The sequence below is a fragment of the Enterococcus faecalis genome (assembly GCF_029024925.1).
Classification (GTDB): Bacteria; Bacillota; Bacilli; order Lactobacillales; family Enterococcaceae; genus Enterococcus; species Enterococcus faecalis.
Map to the genome: position 1 here is coordinate 2,270,630 of NZ_CP118962.1, position 15,569 is coordinate 2,286,198.

Genomic DNA, 15,569 nt, shown 5'->3' on the forward strand with positions numbered 1-15,569 from the left:
CTATTTTGCACTGCCATCAGGTACGTCCATCAAGTGCCAAGTTAGTTTTGCTTCGTATTCTTCTGCTTTGGCCGTCCCTCCAGGAACAGATAATAACAACTCTTGGTCATTTTCTTTCCATTGATCAGAAATATTTGTTTCTTGATGTCCATTGACTTGGTTGTGAACAAGAATCGATTGGCCTTCTGGAATGTCCTGTAAGCGATGGTTGGTTCTAAATTTTAAAATATTCGGCAACGTAGCACCTGATTCAGATTTGAAATCAGAAGTAACGGTTAGTGCAAGCGACCAATTATTCCCTGTTTGACGAGTATCCCGTATCACTAATGGTTGATCCATGGAAACAATTGGATATTGGGTCGTGCTACTAGCGATTTGCAGCTCATTCCCAAAGGAAATCGCTGTGGGTACCGTTTTGAACCTGACAGAGCCAACCACAGTGACTGTTAGCGCTAATTCATCAATCTTGTAGCCTTTATCATAGACTTCCACGACCAACTGCTGTTTTCCATAAGTTAGTTCTGGTAATAACAAGGCTTTTTCCTTAAATGTTTTAGAATTAGTGGTTGTTTCATCTGCTAATTTCTGGATTTCTTGGCCCTCTTTTTTGACAATAAATTGTAATCTATTCCCAGCATCGACATCTTGCCAATAAAAAGGCAGGGCTGTTTTTTGAAAGTCATCAATATCGATTGTTTTTTCCATCGACTTTTCTATACGCTCTTTTGACCAAGATAGTTTCGTTTCACTTAAGAAAACTTCTTTGACAGGTTGGACGACTGTTCCAGAAAAGTTCCCTAAGTATGCTTTATCTGTTGATTCCCAGATATAAGAAACGCCTTCATGAGCTTTGGGTAAATTCCATTCAAACAGTCCTTTTGTGGCATCGTAACTTCCATAAGGGCTAATCGTCAGCGGTGGAAATAGTTGACCATCACGAGATACCACCTTATTTTTTAATTGCAGTGGTTTCCCAGCAATATAATCGACAGAAGATAAGATAATCATTTGATTAGATACATCTAGCCCTGTAATGGCCGTTAAGCCTTTTAACGGACTGATATCTGAAATTTGATTTTCTCCCACATCTAAAACTGTTAGATTGAGTGTTTTCTCTAACGGTGCCAAGGAAGAAATTTGATTGTTTCTTGCATACAGTACACGCAGATTAGGAACAGTGCTTAAAGCTTCCAGACTAGCAATCGTTTGATTCATAATACTCAACTCTTCTAGACGTGGCTTATTCGCCAAGGGCGCAATTGTTTTTAATTGATTATTTTCCACATAAAGACGGAGTAGGTTATTTGCTTCCGTAAGCCCATCTAAAGTAGCAATCTGATTATTGGCAGCCCAAATGGTTTCTAAATTACGAAGAGAACGAAGCGGGTCGAATGAAGTTACTCGATTATTCGGCGTGATTTTTGACGGATGATCTGTCGTATTTTGGATACTTAAATTTTTTAAAGCAGCCATTCCTTCAAGTCCATTTAATGTCGTTAATTGATTGTTCTCAACATACAAGCCTTCTAAATTAATTAATCCTGCTTGACCTAACGGACTAAGATCAGCTATTTTATTGTTTCTCATATATAAAAAACGTAATAGCTTAAATTCACCTTTAGCAAAAGGACTCAAATCTGTTACATTGAGTGAATCTTGAAAAGATAATTCTTCTAAGTTTCTTAGGTATTGAACTCCTTCCACATTAGAAACAACGACATTTTCTAAAATAACTTTATTCAATTTATCCAATTCTGCTTGGGTGACAGTATTAGAGGTCCGAGATTTGCTTAACTGTTTTCTGATATTTTCCGCAAAGGCTGGATCAGGAAATAGTGTACTGATAGGCGTCGCTTTATCTAAGACAGCACCTGCGTATAATTGGGGCATCATCAGTTGTGCTTCCGTTATCGCTAGTGCTTCATTTGGCGGCTCTTCACTTGTTTCAACAGTCGTTAACTCTTCTGATTGGGGAATCTCCGAACTACTGGTTGCTGAATTTTGCTCTTCTGCCGATGAAGTTTCTGGAATCTTTTCTTCTGAAACAGATGAAACATTTTCTTCACTGGAGGATGCAATTGTTTCGGTCGTTTCGGCGAAAGTTGTTACAGGAAGTAGCAAACTATTACCCAAAAGTAAGGCACTAACTGCGGAGATGCACATTTTTTTCATAAACTTCACCTCCTGATATTTTCTTAATTATAGTGAATATCAACTGAAAATGGGTTCAATTACGACAAACTGTCCAAATTAATTTGTATAGACAAGACAAAGAGCGCCAAATAGGGTTTTCTACCCCTATTTGGCGCTCTTTGTCGCTAAACACAACCAGAATGTATTATGACAAATTCTCAATTATGCCTAGTTTTCTTTTATTTCTTTTAAACTATCCTCTATTTTTTCCAATTGCCCAGCAAAAAATTCTTGTTTGGCTTTTGGTAAAAACAATGTGATAGATAAAAGGATCTGTTCTTTAAAGATTGACCAATCTGCGAATATTTCTTCATTGGTTAAAATCATTTCTATTTTTTCTGCTATTTTTTTCCAGAGGATCATTCGCCAGTTATTTTCACCCACTTCATATTCTTTAAACATGCTTAATACATGAAGAATATGGGGAACATTTTGGCTGACAATCGCCGCAAATAAAAAATCAATAATTACTTGCTCGATAATTTCTAGCGAGCGAATATCAATAATTTCCCGCTCATTGACAGATTGTAGTACACGAAAAAGTAACGAAGTTGGAAACGGCTGCAAGCCAACGTTTTTTTGTAATGCTATAAATTTCAAATTAAAAATAGTATACACATCGGCATTAATTAATCGTTCCAGAATCTGATTTTCTAATGCAATAATTTCCTCTTTTGTCACAACCGTTTGAGGGTTAAAAAGATATTCCAACGCCAACATCGAATACATTACTTCTTGCTTTCCTAAAGCAAAAGACGATTTATCATAATACGCCCGATAATCTGCAACGATTCGACTACTTTCTTGAAAATTTTTACTAAAGATTGCTTGATTAAACTGCTCCTTAGCTAAAACCGTTTTGGACATTGGCGTTAATTTTTCTGTCATTTCCATCGGCGAAATAGACAAGATTTCGACAATAATGGCTAAATCCGAAATACGCAATTCACTATTTCCTTGGACAAAGCGTTGATAACTTCGACTAGAAACACCATTTTCATCAAAGACACGCAGAGGAATATTTTTCCCTTTACGAATCCGTTCAATTTCTTCACCTAGTGGCCGATATTCCATATATTCTTTTTGTTTCAAACGAATTACTCCATTTCTCTTTAAATAAGATAGCAACTAAGTTGAACGGCTATTCCCCAATGCTTAAAATTGTGCGAATATCTTCTTCCGTCATTTTCGCTAATTGCTCTTCATTTCCTTGAATCACTTTTTGGAACAGCTCGCGTTTTTCTTGCTGTAAGGAATTCATTTTTTCTTCAACCGTTCCTTCTGCAATCATCCGCCACACTTCAACAACTTTTTTTTGTCCCATGCGGTGCGCCCGACCAGCCGCTTGTTCTTCGACTGCGGGATTCCACCATAAATCGTATAAAATAACTGTATCTGCACCAGTTAAATTTAGTCCGGTTCCCCCTGCTTTCAATGAAATTAAGAAGACATCTTTTTCTCCTTCATTGAAGGCATTCGCCATCGTTAACCGATCTTGAGGCTTCGTACTTCCTCGTAAATAGAACGTCTCTAAACCTAATTCATTCAATTCTTTTTCTAAGATAGAAAGCATGCTTGTGAACTGAGAAAATAATAGAACACGACGATTGTTTTCTTTGGCAGCCACTAAAAAGTCTTTGACTTGTTCCACTTTGCCAGAACCTCCCGTGTAATCCTCAATAAACAAACGCGGATCGCAACAGATTTGTCGTAAACGGGTCAAGCCTGCTAAAATACTCATGCGATTTTTCTTGAAGGTCGCCTGATCCATTTGACTGACATCTGCTTGCATTTGTTTTAGATAGGCCAAATAAACCGTTTTTTGTTCTTCTGTTAAGACACTGTACATATTATTTTCAATTTTTTCTGGTAAGTCTGCGAGCACCGTTTTCTTGTCTCGTCGTAAAATGAATGGTTGAATCATTTTGGCAATTTCTTCCGGCTTAATTTCTCGAAAGGCTTTTTTGCCTGGGAACAATCCCGGTAAGATCATTTGGAAAATTGACCACAGTTCATCTAAATTATTTTCAATTGGTGTGCCACTTAATGCAAAACGTTGCGGTACTTTTAAACTTTTTAAGGCTTGCGCCGTTTTAGTTCCACTATTTTTAACCATTTGGGCCTCATCTAAAATCAAATAGCCGACACGCATTTCCTGATAAAGCTGAACATCTTGTCGCATACTTGCATAAGAAGTAATCAGAATATCTTCGGTGCTATTTTGTAAAAGCGCTGCTCGTTCTTGGCGGTTGCCAGAAACCACTTGAACATTTAAGGTTGGCGCAAAACGTTTGACTTCGGCTAACCAGTTATAGGTTAAACTTGCAGGAGCGACAATCAAAGCTGTCCCTTTCAAGCACTCTTCTTCTTTTTCCGAAAGTAAATAGGTAATGGTTTGCAGTGTCTTCCCTAAACCCATTTCATCAGCTAAAATACCGCCAAATTGATAATGGCTAAGCATTTTCAGCCATTTATACCCTGTTTCTTGGTAATGGCGTAACGTTGCTTGTAAGGTTTTGGGGACTTGCGCTTCAAAGTTTTCTGGATGTGTTAAATCCGTGACCATTTTTTTAAAGGAATCTGAAAAATGTGCCCGCTCGTTGTCTTCTAATAAACTTTCGATCATGAGACCTTGATTTTTGGGCACATGAATGACATTGTCTTCTTGATGCATATTTTTTCGCAGCTTCGTTAAAATTGCACTTGTATGGAAAAATTCCTCTGAGTCAAAAGCAAGAATTTCACCACTTTTTAACGTATAAAAAGCATCATTACGTAGCAGACTAGTCAATACTGCATCGATTTCGGTTTCATCAATGCCAGTGACATCAAACCGAATATCCAACCAAGAATCCCCTTCCGCAACTTCAATCGTTGGTTGATGATGCTGGGCATCTAAATACAATTCCCGTAATTTCCGTCCCATCCGAACTTCTCCTAATTGACGGAAAGCTGGTACTTCGGCTTTAAAGAAATAATACAAGGACTCCCCAGCAGGTAAGACTTTTTCAAAGCCTGTGGTTGTTTGCTGATAGGCAAACTGTTGAAATTGTTGCTTAATTGCTGTTTCTTTTGCTTTATCTCGAACGATTTCTTGATTGACTTCAGGTAATTGAGCATATTTCGGGTTTGTCGAGAAAATGACTTCTCCATAGTGATAGTCAATTCGAGCATTAATCCGACCTTTAATTTTCTTAAAAATAAAGACTGCTTTTAAAGGATGATGGACGACTAATTCTTCAACTGATTCTTCAACAGACACTCGACCAATTTTTTCCAATAATGGTAACACTTCACTAAATAAATCAGAAACTGTTTCTTTTTCATAAATAATTGACGGCTCTTCCAAGCGTTTCATTAATTGAAGTAACGTGGTGTAGATGGCTTCCTGCTCTTCTGTTAGTAAATAAACCGTTTGATCCGCAATCGCCCAGTGATAGTGGGCTAGAAACGTTGTAATAGGATTCTGAATAGTTAATTTGAAGCTTTGTTCCTCGGTTTTTTGCACTGTAAACGTAAGTGGCAAACTGGTTTCTTTGAACGTTAGATAGCGATACTTATGAGTTTGATTGGTCAATATAAACTGACCCGTTCGATTCATTTTTTCAACTAACGATTGACTGCGATCAATTGGTAATAATAGATAACGTTTGTCGATTTTCCCTTTAACTTGAATACCGTTTGCACCTAATAATTGGCTGGTATGATAAATTGCCGCAAGTTCTGTTAAAATTTCTTGAATCTCCATTGAAAAAGAATCATGTAGCAAGGTAAATTGGTGTTGTTTATTCACCATAAAGGTCATTTCTTTTTCATATGCTTGTAAAAAATCACCAATATTTTTCACAATATATGTTTTAGGTTTGGTGCCTTCCAAACCAATTTTTAAAGAAAGACCAATCGTTGATAATTCTGGATAGTAATTATTCGTTTCGATCACATCTAAATGAAATTCTAAACGTAAAGGCTGCAAGGGAACTTCGGCAGAAGCTTTGCTTAATTTGGCAAAGCCTTTGGTAAACATTTCAGCTGTTGATCGATTTGTTTTCTCAAAACTGACTGTTTGATTCGCTTGAATAATTCTTGACACGCCTCGTTGTTTCAGTGCCAGTTCAACTGCCACTGTATGCTTGCAATAGCCATGTTCCATCCAATATTGACATTCACAAACATCTTGTTCTTTGGCGGTACCATCCAATTCAACAAGATAAAGTTCTTCCCCTAAAACCTCAGACAACCAGATCCTTTTTTCTGGATTTTGAACGATAGATAAGACCCGGCCTTCTTGCATATATTCGCGCCCTTGTTCAACGATTCGCTCTGGAATACTCCATTTCATCGACTCACCTCCTCTTCTACTAAGCTAGCTGATAGTGAACGGTACTTTGACCATTCCCATTGCTTTTTATTTGTAATTGTTGTGGAATTCGTGCTTTTAATTCGCCAATATGACTAATAATCCCAATCATGCGGCCTTCATTTTCAATCGTTTCTAACGCCTCCATTGCCATTTCCAATGCTTCTTCATCTAAGGAACCAAAGCCTTCATCAATAAACAACGCATCAATTAAGACTCCGCCGGCTTGTTCTTGAATCACTTCTGCTAAAGAAAGTGCCAAAGCTAACGCTGCTATAAAACTTTCCCCGCCTGATAACGTGTGAGCACTGCGCACCGTCCCTGAATTGTCATCATAAATATTGATTTCTAGCCCCGTTTGATTCCGATAACTGCCTGCTTCGTGATTCAATTCAAATTGATAACGACTATTGGTCAGGCGGTCTAAACGCTGATTAGCGACTGTCAGCACTCTTTCTAAATACGTTTGTAACATATACCGTTCAAAACTAATTTTTTTAGGATTATTGCCATTCACCGTATCTGCCAACTGTTGTAGTGCAGCAACTTCCTCAAACTTGTCTTCAATTGTTGTTCTTTGCGCATTAATTTCTTGAACCAACTGTTGGTTATTCAGCATTTTTTCATGCAGTTGATAGTATTTTTTTTCTTGTTCTTCAATTTGTTGTGTTATTTGTTCAATTTCTGTGGTGATTAAAGATAATTCTGGGAACGTATCACTAGATAATTTTTTCTCAATTTCAGCGAGTTGGATAGTCAGTTGGGTTTGCTCTTGTTCAAATAAAGCAATTTGTTCTTGCTGACTTTCTAGTGTCGGTACCTCTTTCAACCACTCCGTCAATTGGTCCTCTGTCACTCCTTGTTCCGTTAAAACTGCGTTTAACTGACTCTCAAGTTGTGCGACTGTTTGTTGAAGTGTTTGTTGTTCTTTCTCCAAATGAGTCAACGTACTTTCAAGGATCATTTCTTCTTTCTTCAAGGTTTCTCCTTGTGTCGTCACGTTTTCTTTTTGACGTTCAAATGCAGAGAGTTCTTCTTGAAGCAAAGCTTGTTGTTTGGTCATTTCTTCGTATGTGACGGTTGCATCCAATAATTGGCTAGCAATCATTTGCTGCTGGATAGTGATTCTTTCCAGACTTTGTTGCATTGTTTCTACTTGTTGTCGGAGCACTTCAAAGCGTTGAGAATTTTCAGCTACTTGTTCTTCTAGTTCCGCCAGACGGTCCTTTTCGACTGAAATTTCCGTTAGTTTTTGTGCTATTTGTTGTTTTTCTTTAGCTAATTGCGACTCAACTTCCGCAATTTCTGCAGGTGTTACTTGTGAAAAAGTTAGTCCTGTTAACGGCAACTGCAAGTCAGCAAACTGCGCTGCTAATTGTTCTTGTTCCTCAGTATACGCAGCTTCCTGTTCTTGTAATTGGCTTTCTTTCTGTTGCTTTTCCGCCCCTAATGCAGAGAGCGTTTCAGTAAATCGTTGAACCGTTTTTTCAACTTCCGTTAATTCCCGTTCCGCTTGATCAATCTCTTCTAAGGAAACTTCTTGATGTGTTTGTTGCTTTGGATGTTCTAAAGAGCCACAAACTGGGCAAGGTTCTCCCTCTTCAAGTAACAAGCTTAATCGTTGGATTTGTAAAGAGGCCCATTGACTTTTCTTTGTCTGCAACTTCGCTTCTTCGGCGCTTTTTTGTTGCTGTTCAACAGCAAACCGTTGTGTCAACTCGTGCAATTCCACTTGGTTTTGACTAATTTTTTGCCAAGCTTTTTGATTTTTTTGCCAACGTTCTACAAAATTTTGCCAATGATCTGCTACACTAGAACATTCAAAATTTGCTTTTTCAAGTGTTCCTTCTTGTTCAATAAATTGTTTGGCTGTCGCCACTTTATCCGCTAATGTTATTTTTTCCTGTTGGCAAGATTCATACTCTTTTTGAATGGCTTGATAATTGGCTTGTTCTGCTATTTGTTGTTGGGCTAACTGTTCATATTCTTGGTATTGTGGTAATTGACGTTGAATCGTTTGAAGACGTTCTTGTTTTTCAGCAATCAATGGTTGTTGTTCTTCCAACTCACTCATGATTGCTTGCCAATCTGTCAATGCTTGTTGCGTTTCCATAAGAGCTTGTTGTTTGGACTTTGTTTCTTGCTCTTTTTGTTGTTTTTCGCTTCGTTTTTCAAAGACTTTTTCAGCTAAAGATTGCTGTTTTTGGCTCCATTTTAATTGCTGAATCTGTTCCTTTAACCGCTCAATGACGGTTTCCTGTTCAACTTGTTTTGCTTTCTTTTCCAGTAATTCTTCTTTTTGCTGTTGCAAGTTTTGTCGTTCTTCAATAGCATAACGAACTTGCTCTTTTGCTTGTTTGGCTTGTTTTAAGGTTGCAATTTGTTCTCTTTCAACTAATAGTTGTTGCTGAGCCTCTTGTTGTTGGCTTTCTAATAATTGAAGTTTTTCAAAAAGTGTCATTGTCGGTTCAGGTTCTTCTGACCAATGCAACTGTTCTGTTTTCAGTTCAATTTTTTGCTGGGTTTCTTGAATCTCTTGATTGGCAATTTTTAAGCGTTCTTTTAAATTTTCGCTGAACAACTGATACAATTCTGTTCCGAATAAATTACGCAAAACCTTTTCTTTTTCATCACTTTTAGCAATTAAAAAAGTCCGAAACTCTCCTTGTGGTAACAATACAATTTGAGCAAATTGATTGGCATTTAAATGCAATAATTCTTGAATGAGTTCGTCCACTTCGCGTCTTTTAGAATAGGATCGTAGTTCTTTCCCTTGAGCATCTTTGACAATTAAAGAAATTTTGGCACTTTGTTTACGGACTCCTGTGCCACGTTTTTTAAAAAGTTCTTGTTCGGGAAGGCGGTTCAGTTCATAGAGATACTCGTTATGTTTAAAAAGCAAAGTAACTTCAGTGGCTTCTGAGGGGTCAGCAAATGTGGAACGCATTTCTTTGCCTAAACGTAATTTCCCAGAACTTTCACCAAACAAAGCATAGCTCATTCCATCAAAAATCGTTGTTTTCCCAGACCCTGTTTTTCCACTAATTAGAAAAAGTGAAGAATCTTCAAACTTCGTAAAATCAATGATTTCATTAATATACGGTCCGAAGTTTTTCAATGTTAAAGATAATGGTTTCATCCTGTTACTTCCCTCTTTCTAATTGATTAAGTGTACTCAGTTCTTCTTGGACCCATTGTGCTTGTTGTTCTGTCAAGGCCTCTCCTGTCACATCGTTAAAAAAGTCATGCAGATGTTCTTCTGGTGAACGTTGTTCTATTTGTACCACTTTTTTCTGATTTCCGTTGCTTGTTTCTCGACCATTCAAACGTTCCAACCCAATAATTTTGGGGTAAATTTTTCGCAATTGATTCATCATGTTGGGAATGATCGCTCGGTCAGTTAATTGGACATGTAAATAATTTTCCCGATTCACTTCTTGATAAAAAGCGGGATCCGTTAACTGCTGAAACGAGCCCGTCAATTGTTGAATGTCTCGCAATGGTTTCAAAGCACGGAATTGAAAATGAACTTCAGCTTCTGTTTCAACAAGCCAAACACCCTTTTCTTGTGTCATTTCTGATAAAGAAAATTTTACAGGCGAGCCACTGTATCGAGCATTAGGTGCCTGCAACGCATTTTTTCCATGTAAGTGGCCCAACGCGACGTAATCAAAAGGCTCTAACAAAGCCGTCGGTACAACATCCAAACCACCCACTGTTAATTTTGTTTCAGAATCAGTTTTTTCACTGCCAGCGACAAAAAAATGACTAACTAACACCTGTTTTTTGTTGGGAAGAAAAGATTCCTGCATTTTCGCGACAACTTTTTCCATCGCCGCCTGAATCGTTCGAATCGTTTCATCTTCAAAATATAAGCGAGCCGCAATCGGTTCAAAATAAGGCAACAAATAAAATTGGGTATTGTCGATTTCAATTGGTTGAAAGGCTTGTTCTAAACGCGTATTCAAATGAAATTGCGTTTGGTTAAACCAAGGGCCTCCTGTTTCTAAACGAGTGCTGCTATCATGGTTTCCCGAAATAGCTAACACGGGGAAATGCTCTTTGAGATTCATTTGAATCATCATTTCATTAAAAATCTCGACTGCTTCAACCGCTGGAACAGAGCGATCATACAAATCTCCAGCGATCACAACAGCATCCACTTGCTCTTCTTTCGCAATTGCTAAGATTTGTTTAAAGGCTTCCCTTTGTTCTGCCAATAAATCAAAACCATGTAATTTTTTGCCAATATGCCAATCTGCTGTATGTAAAAATTTCATTTTTTCACCGCCTAAAAAAGTCCTTCTTATTATTATAACAAATTTCTGGTATTTTTTAAGAAAATCGGACAGAAGAATTAGATTTTTAACAAACTTTTTTCTTAACACAAGAAAAAAGACAGGGAGCATCATCTTTTGATGAGACTACCTGCCAGTAACATTCCTATTTTGTAGCGGTTTGTTTTATTCTTTTTCTGTTGATTCATATTTAAAAGTTGGATCAATTTCTTTATCTAACTGATCAAATGCTTCTTGCATCCGACGTTCCACTTCAGCTAAACCGTCTTTATCCATTTTTTTAATATCGCTAATATCGATTGGCTCCCCAAAACGAACCGTTACTTTTTTACGTTTAAACAACTCTTTTAAAGTTAACGGACCTTGATAAACAGATGGCACGATAGGTACTCGCCCCATTTTAGCAATCAAGGCTACCCCACCTTTTAATTCTGAGGAATGACGCGTGCCACTAGGGAACATAATCAAACTTAAATCAGAATTTTTTAAAATTTTGACAGGTGTTTTAATCGCGCTGGGACCGGGCTTCTCACGATCCACCGGAAACGCATTCGCATGTTTTAAAATGAAACGTAAAACAGGATTTTTAAACAACTCTTTTTTTGCCATAAAACTAAACTTCTTAGGACTGCCAGCAACAGCTAAATACAGCGGTTCCCACCATGTTCGATGCGGCGCAACTAAGACATAGTTTTGGTCTTTTGGTAATTTTTCTTTATTTTCATAATGTGCATTTCCATTAATCACAAATAAAATGACGCGAACCACGCCACGCATAAATGTAAAAAACATAATTTTCTTCCTTTCTTCTCTCCGCTTTCTAGTATGCCGAAAGCTCTACCTTTTGACAAGCTTTTTTTACGTCTATCAATCAGAGAAATAACATGTCCCTACTAATCTAGGGAACAGATTTTGTCATACGGGTTTAAAAGTAGTATAATACATGAACAATCAGATGAAAAGTTGGAGGTTCTTAATCTATGTTATTATCCGGCGAACGGATTGATCAATTATATGCGGATGATATTCAAATTATTCAAAGCAAAGAAGTCTTTTCTTTTTCCATTGATGCAGTCTTATTGGCTAATTTTCCGCAACTACCAAAAAAAGGCAAGATTGTCGATTTGTGTGCTGGCAATGGCGCGGTCGGCCTCTTCGTTAGTCGGAAAACAGCTGCAAAGATCGACCAAATCGAATTACAACCTCGTTTGGCAGATATGGGTCAACGAAGTATTCTATTAAATAAATTGGAAAAACAAGTAACGATGTATGAACGTGATTTAAAACAAGCGACAGAGGTCATCAAAAAAGATTCTGTTGATTTAGTACTATGTAATCCCCCATACTTTAAAGAACGACCAACTAGCCAAAAAAATCCAAACCCGCATTTAGCGATTGCCCGTCATGAAATTCACACGTCTCTTCAAGAAGTGGTCACTGTGTCGGCGGATTTATTAAAAACAAATGGTCGCCTCGCAATGGTTCATCGTCCTGATCGTTTCCTGGATATTTTACATGCCATGGAAAACGCCAATATTGCGCCGAAAAAAGCTCGGTTTGTTTATCCGAAGCCAGGCAAAGAAGCCAATGTTTTACTAATTGAAGGCATTAAGCAAGGCAAAAAAGACGGTTTTCGTGTGTTACCACCTCTTTTTACATACAATGAGAAGAACGAATACGAAGCAGAAATGAAGGCTATGCTGTATGGAGAATAAGAAATCCCATTATTTTTATGTTTTACTTTGCCAAGATGGTTCCTTTTACGGTGGCTATACAACTGAGCCAGAACGTCGATTAACCGAACATAATAGCGGAACTGGTGCAAAATATACACGATTAGCCAAACGACGGCCAGTCAAAATGATTCATACAGAGAAATTTGAAACACGTAGCGCGGCCACTAAAGCCGAAGCCGCCTTTAAAAAATTAACGCGCAAACAAAAAGAGCAGTATTTAAAAACCTTTCATTAAATGACAACAAGCAAAAAGAAACAGCCATCATTTCATTGATGAAATGATGGCTGTTTCTTTCTCTTTTTAAACTAAGTTCTCGACAAAATGAATAACCATTTCGGCTGATTTTTTCCCAGCTTCATCGATGAATTCGTCAAAGCTTTGAGTTGCTTCGCCATCTGCTGTATCACTCATTGCCCGTACAACTAAGAATGGAATATTGAACTGTGAAGCCGCTTGGCCAATTGCTGCGCCTTCCATTTCACAAGCTAAGGCTTCAGGAAACTCTTTCTTAATTTTGGCGATTTTCTCAGCGCTATCCACAAAAGTATCTCCAGTAACAATCAATCCTTTACGAATAGCTAAACCAGTTTTTTCAGCAGCTTTCGCAATTTCCATCCGCAAGTATTCACTTGTTTCAAAATACAAAGGCACACCACCAGGCAATTGTCCATAGGCATAACCAAAACCAGTGACATCAACATCAAAGTAAGCTAATTTATCTGCAATGACTAAATCGCCGACTTTTAGTCCTTCACCGATACCACCAGCAGAACCTGTATTAATCACCATATTTACGCCATATTGATGAATCAATAAAGTCGTGGTCACAGCTGAGGCCACTTTACCAATTCCTGAACGAACCACAATCACCTCATGTCTTCCTAACGAACCAGAAACAAATAAAGCGCCTGCTCGTTCCCATGACATCGTGTCTGTCAATTTTTCTTTTAGAATTTTGACCTCTTGATCCATTGCTCCAATAATTCCAATTTTCATAGTGATTCCTCTTTTCTATAAATTCAAAACGATATATGCCACAACGGCTAATAAAATCGCTACAATAATAATTGCCTTGTTTAACCAAGTACTCCGTTCTCGACGCTTCGAGTATTCTCCTACTCGTGACTTGTTGATCGGTTTTTGTTTTTTCTTTTCTTTACGATAAAACGTCGAAATTTCTTTTTCTTTTCGCTTATACGCTTTTTCCGCCAGCTTCTGTTCTTCCTGCTGACGACGTTCTGCTTCTTTTTCTTCTGCTTCTCTGCGTTTGCGAAGTTCTGTCCGAGTGACTAACGGACCTTTGCTCATTGCGTGTCCTCCTTAAACTGTCTCTGCAGTAAATACAATTCCCAGTATTGTATAGCAAAAAGTGTTTTGGCATCACAAATCGTGCCCTTTGCCACTTCTGCTTTGGCTTCAGCTATTGTTAGCTCGTAAAGTTCCAAGATTTCATCTTCATCTTGAGGACGCGGATTTTCGACTTTCTGCAAATCCGTTGCCAAATAGAGAGCCAATTTTTCATTAGCAAATCCTGGTGACAGATACATTGAATTTATGTAGGTGAGCTGACCCGCACGATACCCAGTTTCTTCTTCCAATTCCCGCATAGCCGTCGTTTCCAGTTGATTTTCTTCTCCAGGATCAATTTTTCCCGCTGGAATTTCTAAAATCACTTGTTCCAAGGGTTTTCTAAATTGTTTAACTAAGACGATTTTTCCTTCTGCGGTTAACGGAATCATAGCTACTGCGCCTGAATGAAAAACCAATTCGCGTTTAGCAGTGCCGCCTGTCGGTAAAGCCACGTCATCCAAAAAAACATCAATAATCTTTCCTTTAAAAATTTCTCGACGTTGAAGTGTTTTTTCTTCGAAGTCCTCATAATTTAACATATCTTTCACCAACCTTTCTTGTTTATCATACCCTAAAATGATAAAAATCGCACCCCTTCTTCTCTAGTTAAACCCTTTTCAAAGAAAAAAATTTATTGCTTTAGAAAAAAATTACATTTTCGAAAAAAAATAGACATAAAAAATTCACAACTTCCTTGTATTATTTAAGCATACCAACAAACAACCCTAACAAAACACTTTTTCATTTTTAACTCCTTTCCCGTCCTACCCCCAATTAGGACGGGTCTTTTTTTGCGTTTTATACTTTTTTTCTTAGGATTTCACTAAATCATAAAATACATCTTCCGCTGTATGTCTTTTCTCTCACAGAGTATGCTAAAATAACTATTGTAACGAGAGCTGACTCTTTCGAGGATTAGATAGATAGGAGGAACTATATAAATGAACAAATTAAATACAAAATTACTGATTGGCTATATTCTTTTAGGAGCCTTAATCATTGCTGTCGCTAGAGAATATGGCTTCTTCGCTTTTGTGATTCTGGTAGGCTTTTTAGTATTCGTTCTCTATCGAAAAAAGAAAAATGCCGCCGACAAGAGCGATCAAATGCCTTACTTAACAAAAGATAAAGAAGCCCATTATCGTGAATTGGGGTTATCTCCACAAGAAATTGATTTTTTCAGAAGTACAATGAGCACAGCCAAAAAACAAATCATACAATTACAAGAAAACATGAATCGTTCAACTAAATTACGGGCGATTGACTTACGTAATGATACAACGAAGGTTTCTAAAGCTCTGTTTAAAGAGTTAGTGAAAGAACCTAAAAAGTTACACTTAGCCAATCACTTTCTCTATACACATTTACCAAATATCGTTGACTTAACAAGTAAGCATTTAGAAATCGAACAACATGAAGTAAAAAACAAACAAACGTATGAAAAATTAGAAGAAAGCGCACAAATCATTGACCAATTGTCAAAATTAGTTAAAAATGATTATGAGGAAATCGTTTCCGATGACTTAGACGATTTAGATGTCGAAATGTCGATCGCTAAAAGCAGCTTGTCGCAAAAAGCTGCAACTGAGGAATCACCTCAAGTAAACGAAGACCAGCAATAATCATTAGGGAGG

Annotated in this window: 12 protein-coding genes; 3 read left to right on the forward strand and 9 right to left on the reverse strand. The window is 37.6% G+C overall.

Annotation, left to right across the window (positions count from 1 at the left end):
• The 6 genes from elrA to PYW42_RS11235 form a co-directional block, all read right to left on the reverse strand.
• Entirely contained in the window at positions 1–2,172 is a 2,172-nt protein-coding gene (elrA, locus tag PYW42_RS11210; protein WP_002392868.1) for an enterococcal leucine-rich protein ElrA, read from the reverse strand.
• 189 nt (positions 2,173–2,361) lie between these two features.
• On the reverse strand, positions 2,362–3,267 hold the full coding sequence (gene elrR, locus PYW42_RS11215) for an Rgg family transcriptional regulator ElrR (RefSeq protein WP_002400960.1): 906 nt from the start codon (positions 3,265–3,267) through the stop codon (positions 2,362–2,364).
• 67 nt (positions 3,268–3,334) lie between these two features.
• Positions 3,335–6,532: a DEAD/DEAH box helicase gene (locus tag PYW42_RS11220; RefSeq protein WP_002404069.1), complete on the reverse strand. Its 3,198-nt coding sequence runs from the start codon at positions 6,530–6,532 to the stop codon at positions 3,335–3,337.
• A 19-nt stretch (positions 6,533–6,551) separates the two neighbouring features.
• Positions 6,552–9,689 carry an SbcC/MukB-like Walker B domain-containing protein gene (locus PYW42_RS11225; protein ID WP_002362534.1) on the reverse strand — a complete coding sequence of 1,046 codons (3,138 nt, stop codon included), beginning with the start codon at positions 9,687–9,689 and terminating at the stop codon, positions 6,552–6,554.
• A 4-nt stretch (positions 9,690–9,693) separates the two neighbouring features.
• The gene (locus tag PYW42_RS11230) at positions 9,694–10,962 is read right to left on the reverse strand and encodes an exonuclease SbcCD subunit D (RefSeq protein ID WP_002404070.1); all 1,269 of its coding nucleotides are present in this window, start codon (positions 10,960–10,962) and stop codon (positions 9,694–9,696) included.
• A 51-nt stretch (positions 10,963–11,013) separates the two neighbouring features.
• Entirely contained in the window at positions 11,014–11,640 is a 627-nt protein-coding gene (locus tag PYW42_RS11235; protein ID WP_002356461.1) for a lysophospholipid acyltransferase family protein, read from the reverse strand.
• A 188-nt stretch (positions 11,641–11,828) separates the two neighbouring features.
• On the opposite strand from PYW42_RS11235, the gene PYW42_RS11240 reads away from it, so the two are divergent.
• Together PYW42_RS11240 and PYW42_RS11245 are read left to right on the forward strand one after the other, a co-directional pair.
• Complete coding sequence (locus PYW42_RS11240; protein WP_002356457.1) at positions 11,829–12,563, forward strand: tRNA1(Val) (adenine(37)-N6)-methyltransferase; 735 nt, start codon at positions 11,829–11,831, stop codon at positions 12,561–12,563.
• Positions 12,553–12,819, forward strand: a complete 267-nt coding sequence (locus PYW42_RS11245; protein ID WP_002356455.1) for a GIY-YIG nuclease family protein — start codon at positions 12,553–12,555, stop codon at positions 12,817–12,819. Before PYW42_RS11240 ends, PYW42_RS11245 begins: the two co-directional genes overlap by 11 nt.
• Before the next feature lie 66 nt (positions 12,820–12,885).
• Here PYW42_RS11245 and PYW42_RS11250 read toward each other — a convergent pair whose 3' ends face one another.
• Genes PYW42_RS11250 through PYW42_RS11260 form a run of 3 tightly spaced genes read right to left on the reverse strand, consistent with a single transcriptional unit; the run spans position 12,886 to position 14,474 of the window.
• A complete protein-coding gene (locus PYW42_RS11250; RefSeq protein ID WP_002356454.1) occupies positions 12,886–13,581 on the reverse strand; it encodes a 5'-methylthioadenosine/adenosylhomocysteine nucleosidase in 696 nt (231 codons plus the stop codon).
• 15 nt (positions 13,582–13,596) lie between these two features.
• Complete coding sequence (gene macP, locus PYW42_RS11255; protein ID WP_002356451.1) at positions 13,597–13,893, reverse strand: cell wall synthase accessory phosphoprotein MacP; 297 nt, start codon at positions 13,891–13,893, stop codon at positions 13,597–13,599.
• Entirely contained in the window at positions 13,890–14,474 is a 585-nt protein-coding gene (locus PYW42_RS11260; protein WP_002356449.1) for an NUDIX hydrolase, read from the reverse strand. The genes macP and PYW42_RS11260 overlap by 4 nt, the downstream gene beginning before the upstream one ends.
• Positions 14,475–14,876: 402 nt before the next feature.
• Between PYW42_RS11260 and PYW42_RS11265 the strand changes: the two genes are divergently transcribed.
• Positions 14,877–15,557 (forward strand): 5-bromo-4-chloroindolyl phosphate hydrolysis family protein, encoded by a 681-nt coding sequence (locus tag PYW42_RS11265; RefSeq protein WP_002356448.1) that lies wholly within the window; start codon positions 14,877–14,879, stop codon positions 15,555–15,557.
• Positions 15,558–15,569: the final 12 nt, after the last annotated feature.

Bases quoted from the DNA above. Each gene is read 5' to 3' on its own strand.
- elrA (WP_002392868.1), bottom strand. From the start codon at position 2,172: ATGAAAAAAATGTGCATCTCCGCAGTTAGTGCCTTACTTTTGGGTAAT.
- elrR (WP_002400960.1), bottom strand. From the start codon at position 3,267: ATGGAATATCGGCCACTAGGTGAAGAAATTGAACGGATTCGTAAAGGG.
- PYW42_RS11220 (WP_002404069.1), bottom strand. From the start codon at position 6,532: ATGAAATGGAGTATTCCAGAGCGAATCGTTGAACAAGGGCGCGAATAT.
- PYW42_RS11225 (WP_002362534.1), bottom strand. From the start codon at position 9,689: ATGAAACCATTATCTTTAACATTGAAAAACTTCGGACCGTATATTAAT.
- PYW42_RS11230 (WP_002404070.1), bottom strand. From the start codon at position 10,962: ATGATGCTCCCTGTCTTTTTTCTTGTGTTAAGAAAAAAGTTTGTTAAA.
- PYW42_RS11235 (WP_002356461.1), bottom strand. From the start codon at position 11,640: ATGTTTTTTACATTTATGCGTGGCGTGGTTCGCGTCATTTTATTTGTG.
- PYW42_RS11240 (WP_002356457.1), top strand. From the start codon at position 11,829: ATGTTATTATCCGGCGAACGGATTGATCAATTATATGCGGATGATATT.
- PYW42_RS11245 (WP_002356455.1), top strand. From the start codon at position 12,553: ATGGAGAATAAGAAATCCCATTATTTTTATGTTTTACTTTGCCAAGAT.
- PYW42_RS11250 (WP_002356454.1), bottom strand. From the start codon at position 13,581: ATGAAAATTGGAATTATTGGAGCAATGGATCAAGAGGTCAAAATTCTA.
- macP (WP_002356451.1), bottom strand. From the start codon at position 13,893: ATGAGCAAAGGTCCGTTAGTCACTCGGACAGAACTTCGCAAACGCAGA.
- PYW42_RS11260 (WP_002356449.1), bottom strand. From the start codon at position 14,474: ATGTTAAATTATGAGGACTTCGAAGAAAAAACACTTCAACGTCGAGAA.
- PYW42_RS11265 (WP_002356448.1), top strand. From the start codon at position 14,877: ATGAACAAATTAAATACAAAATTACTGATTGGCTATATTCTTTTAGGA.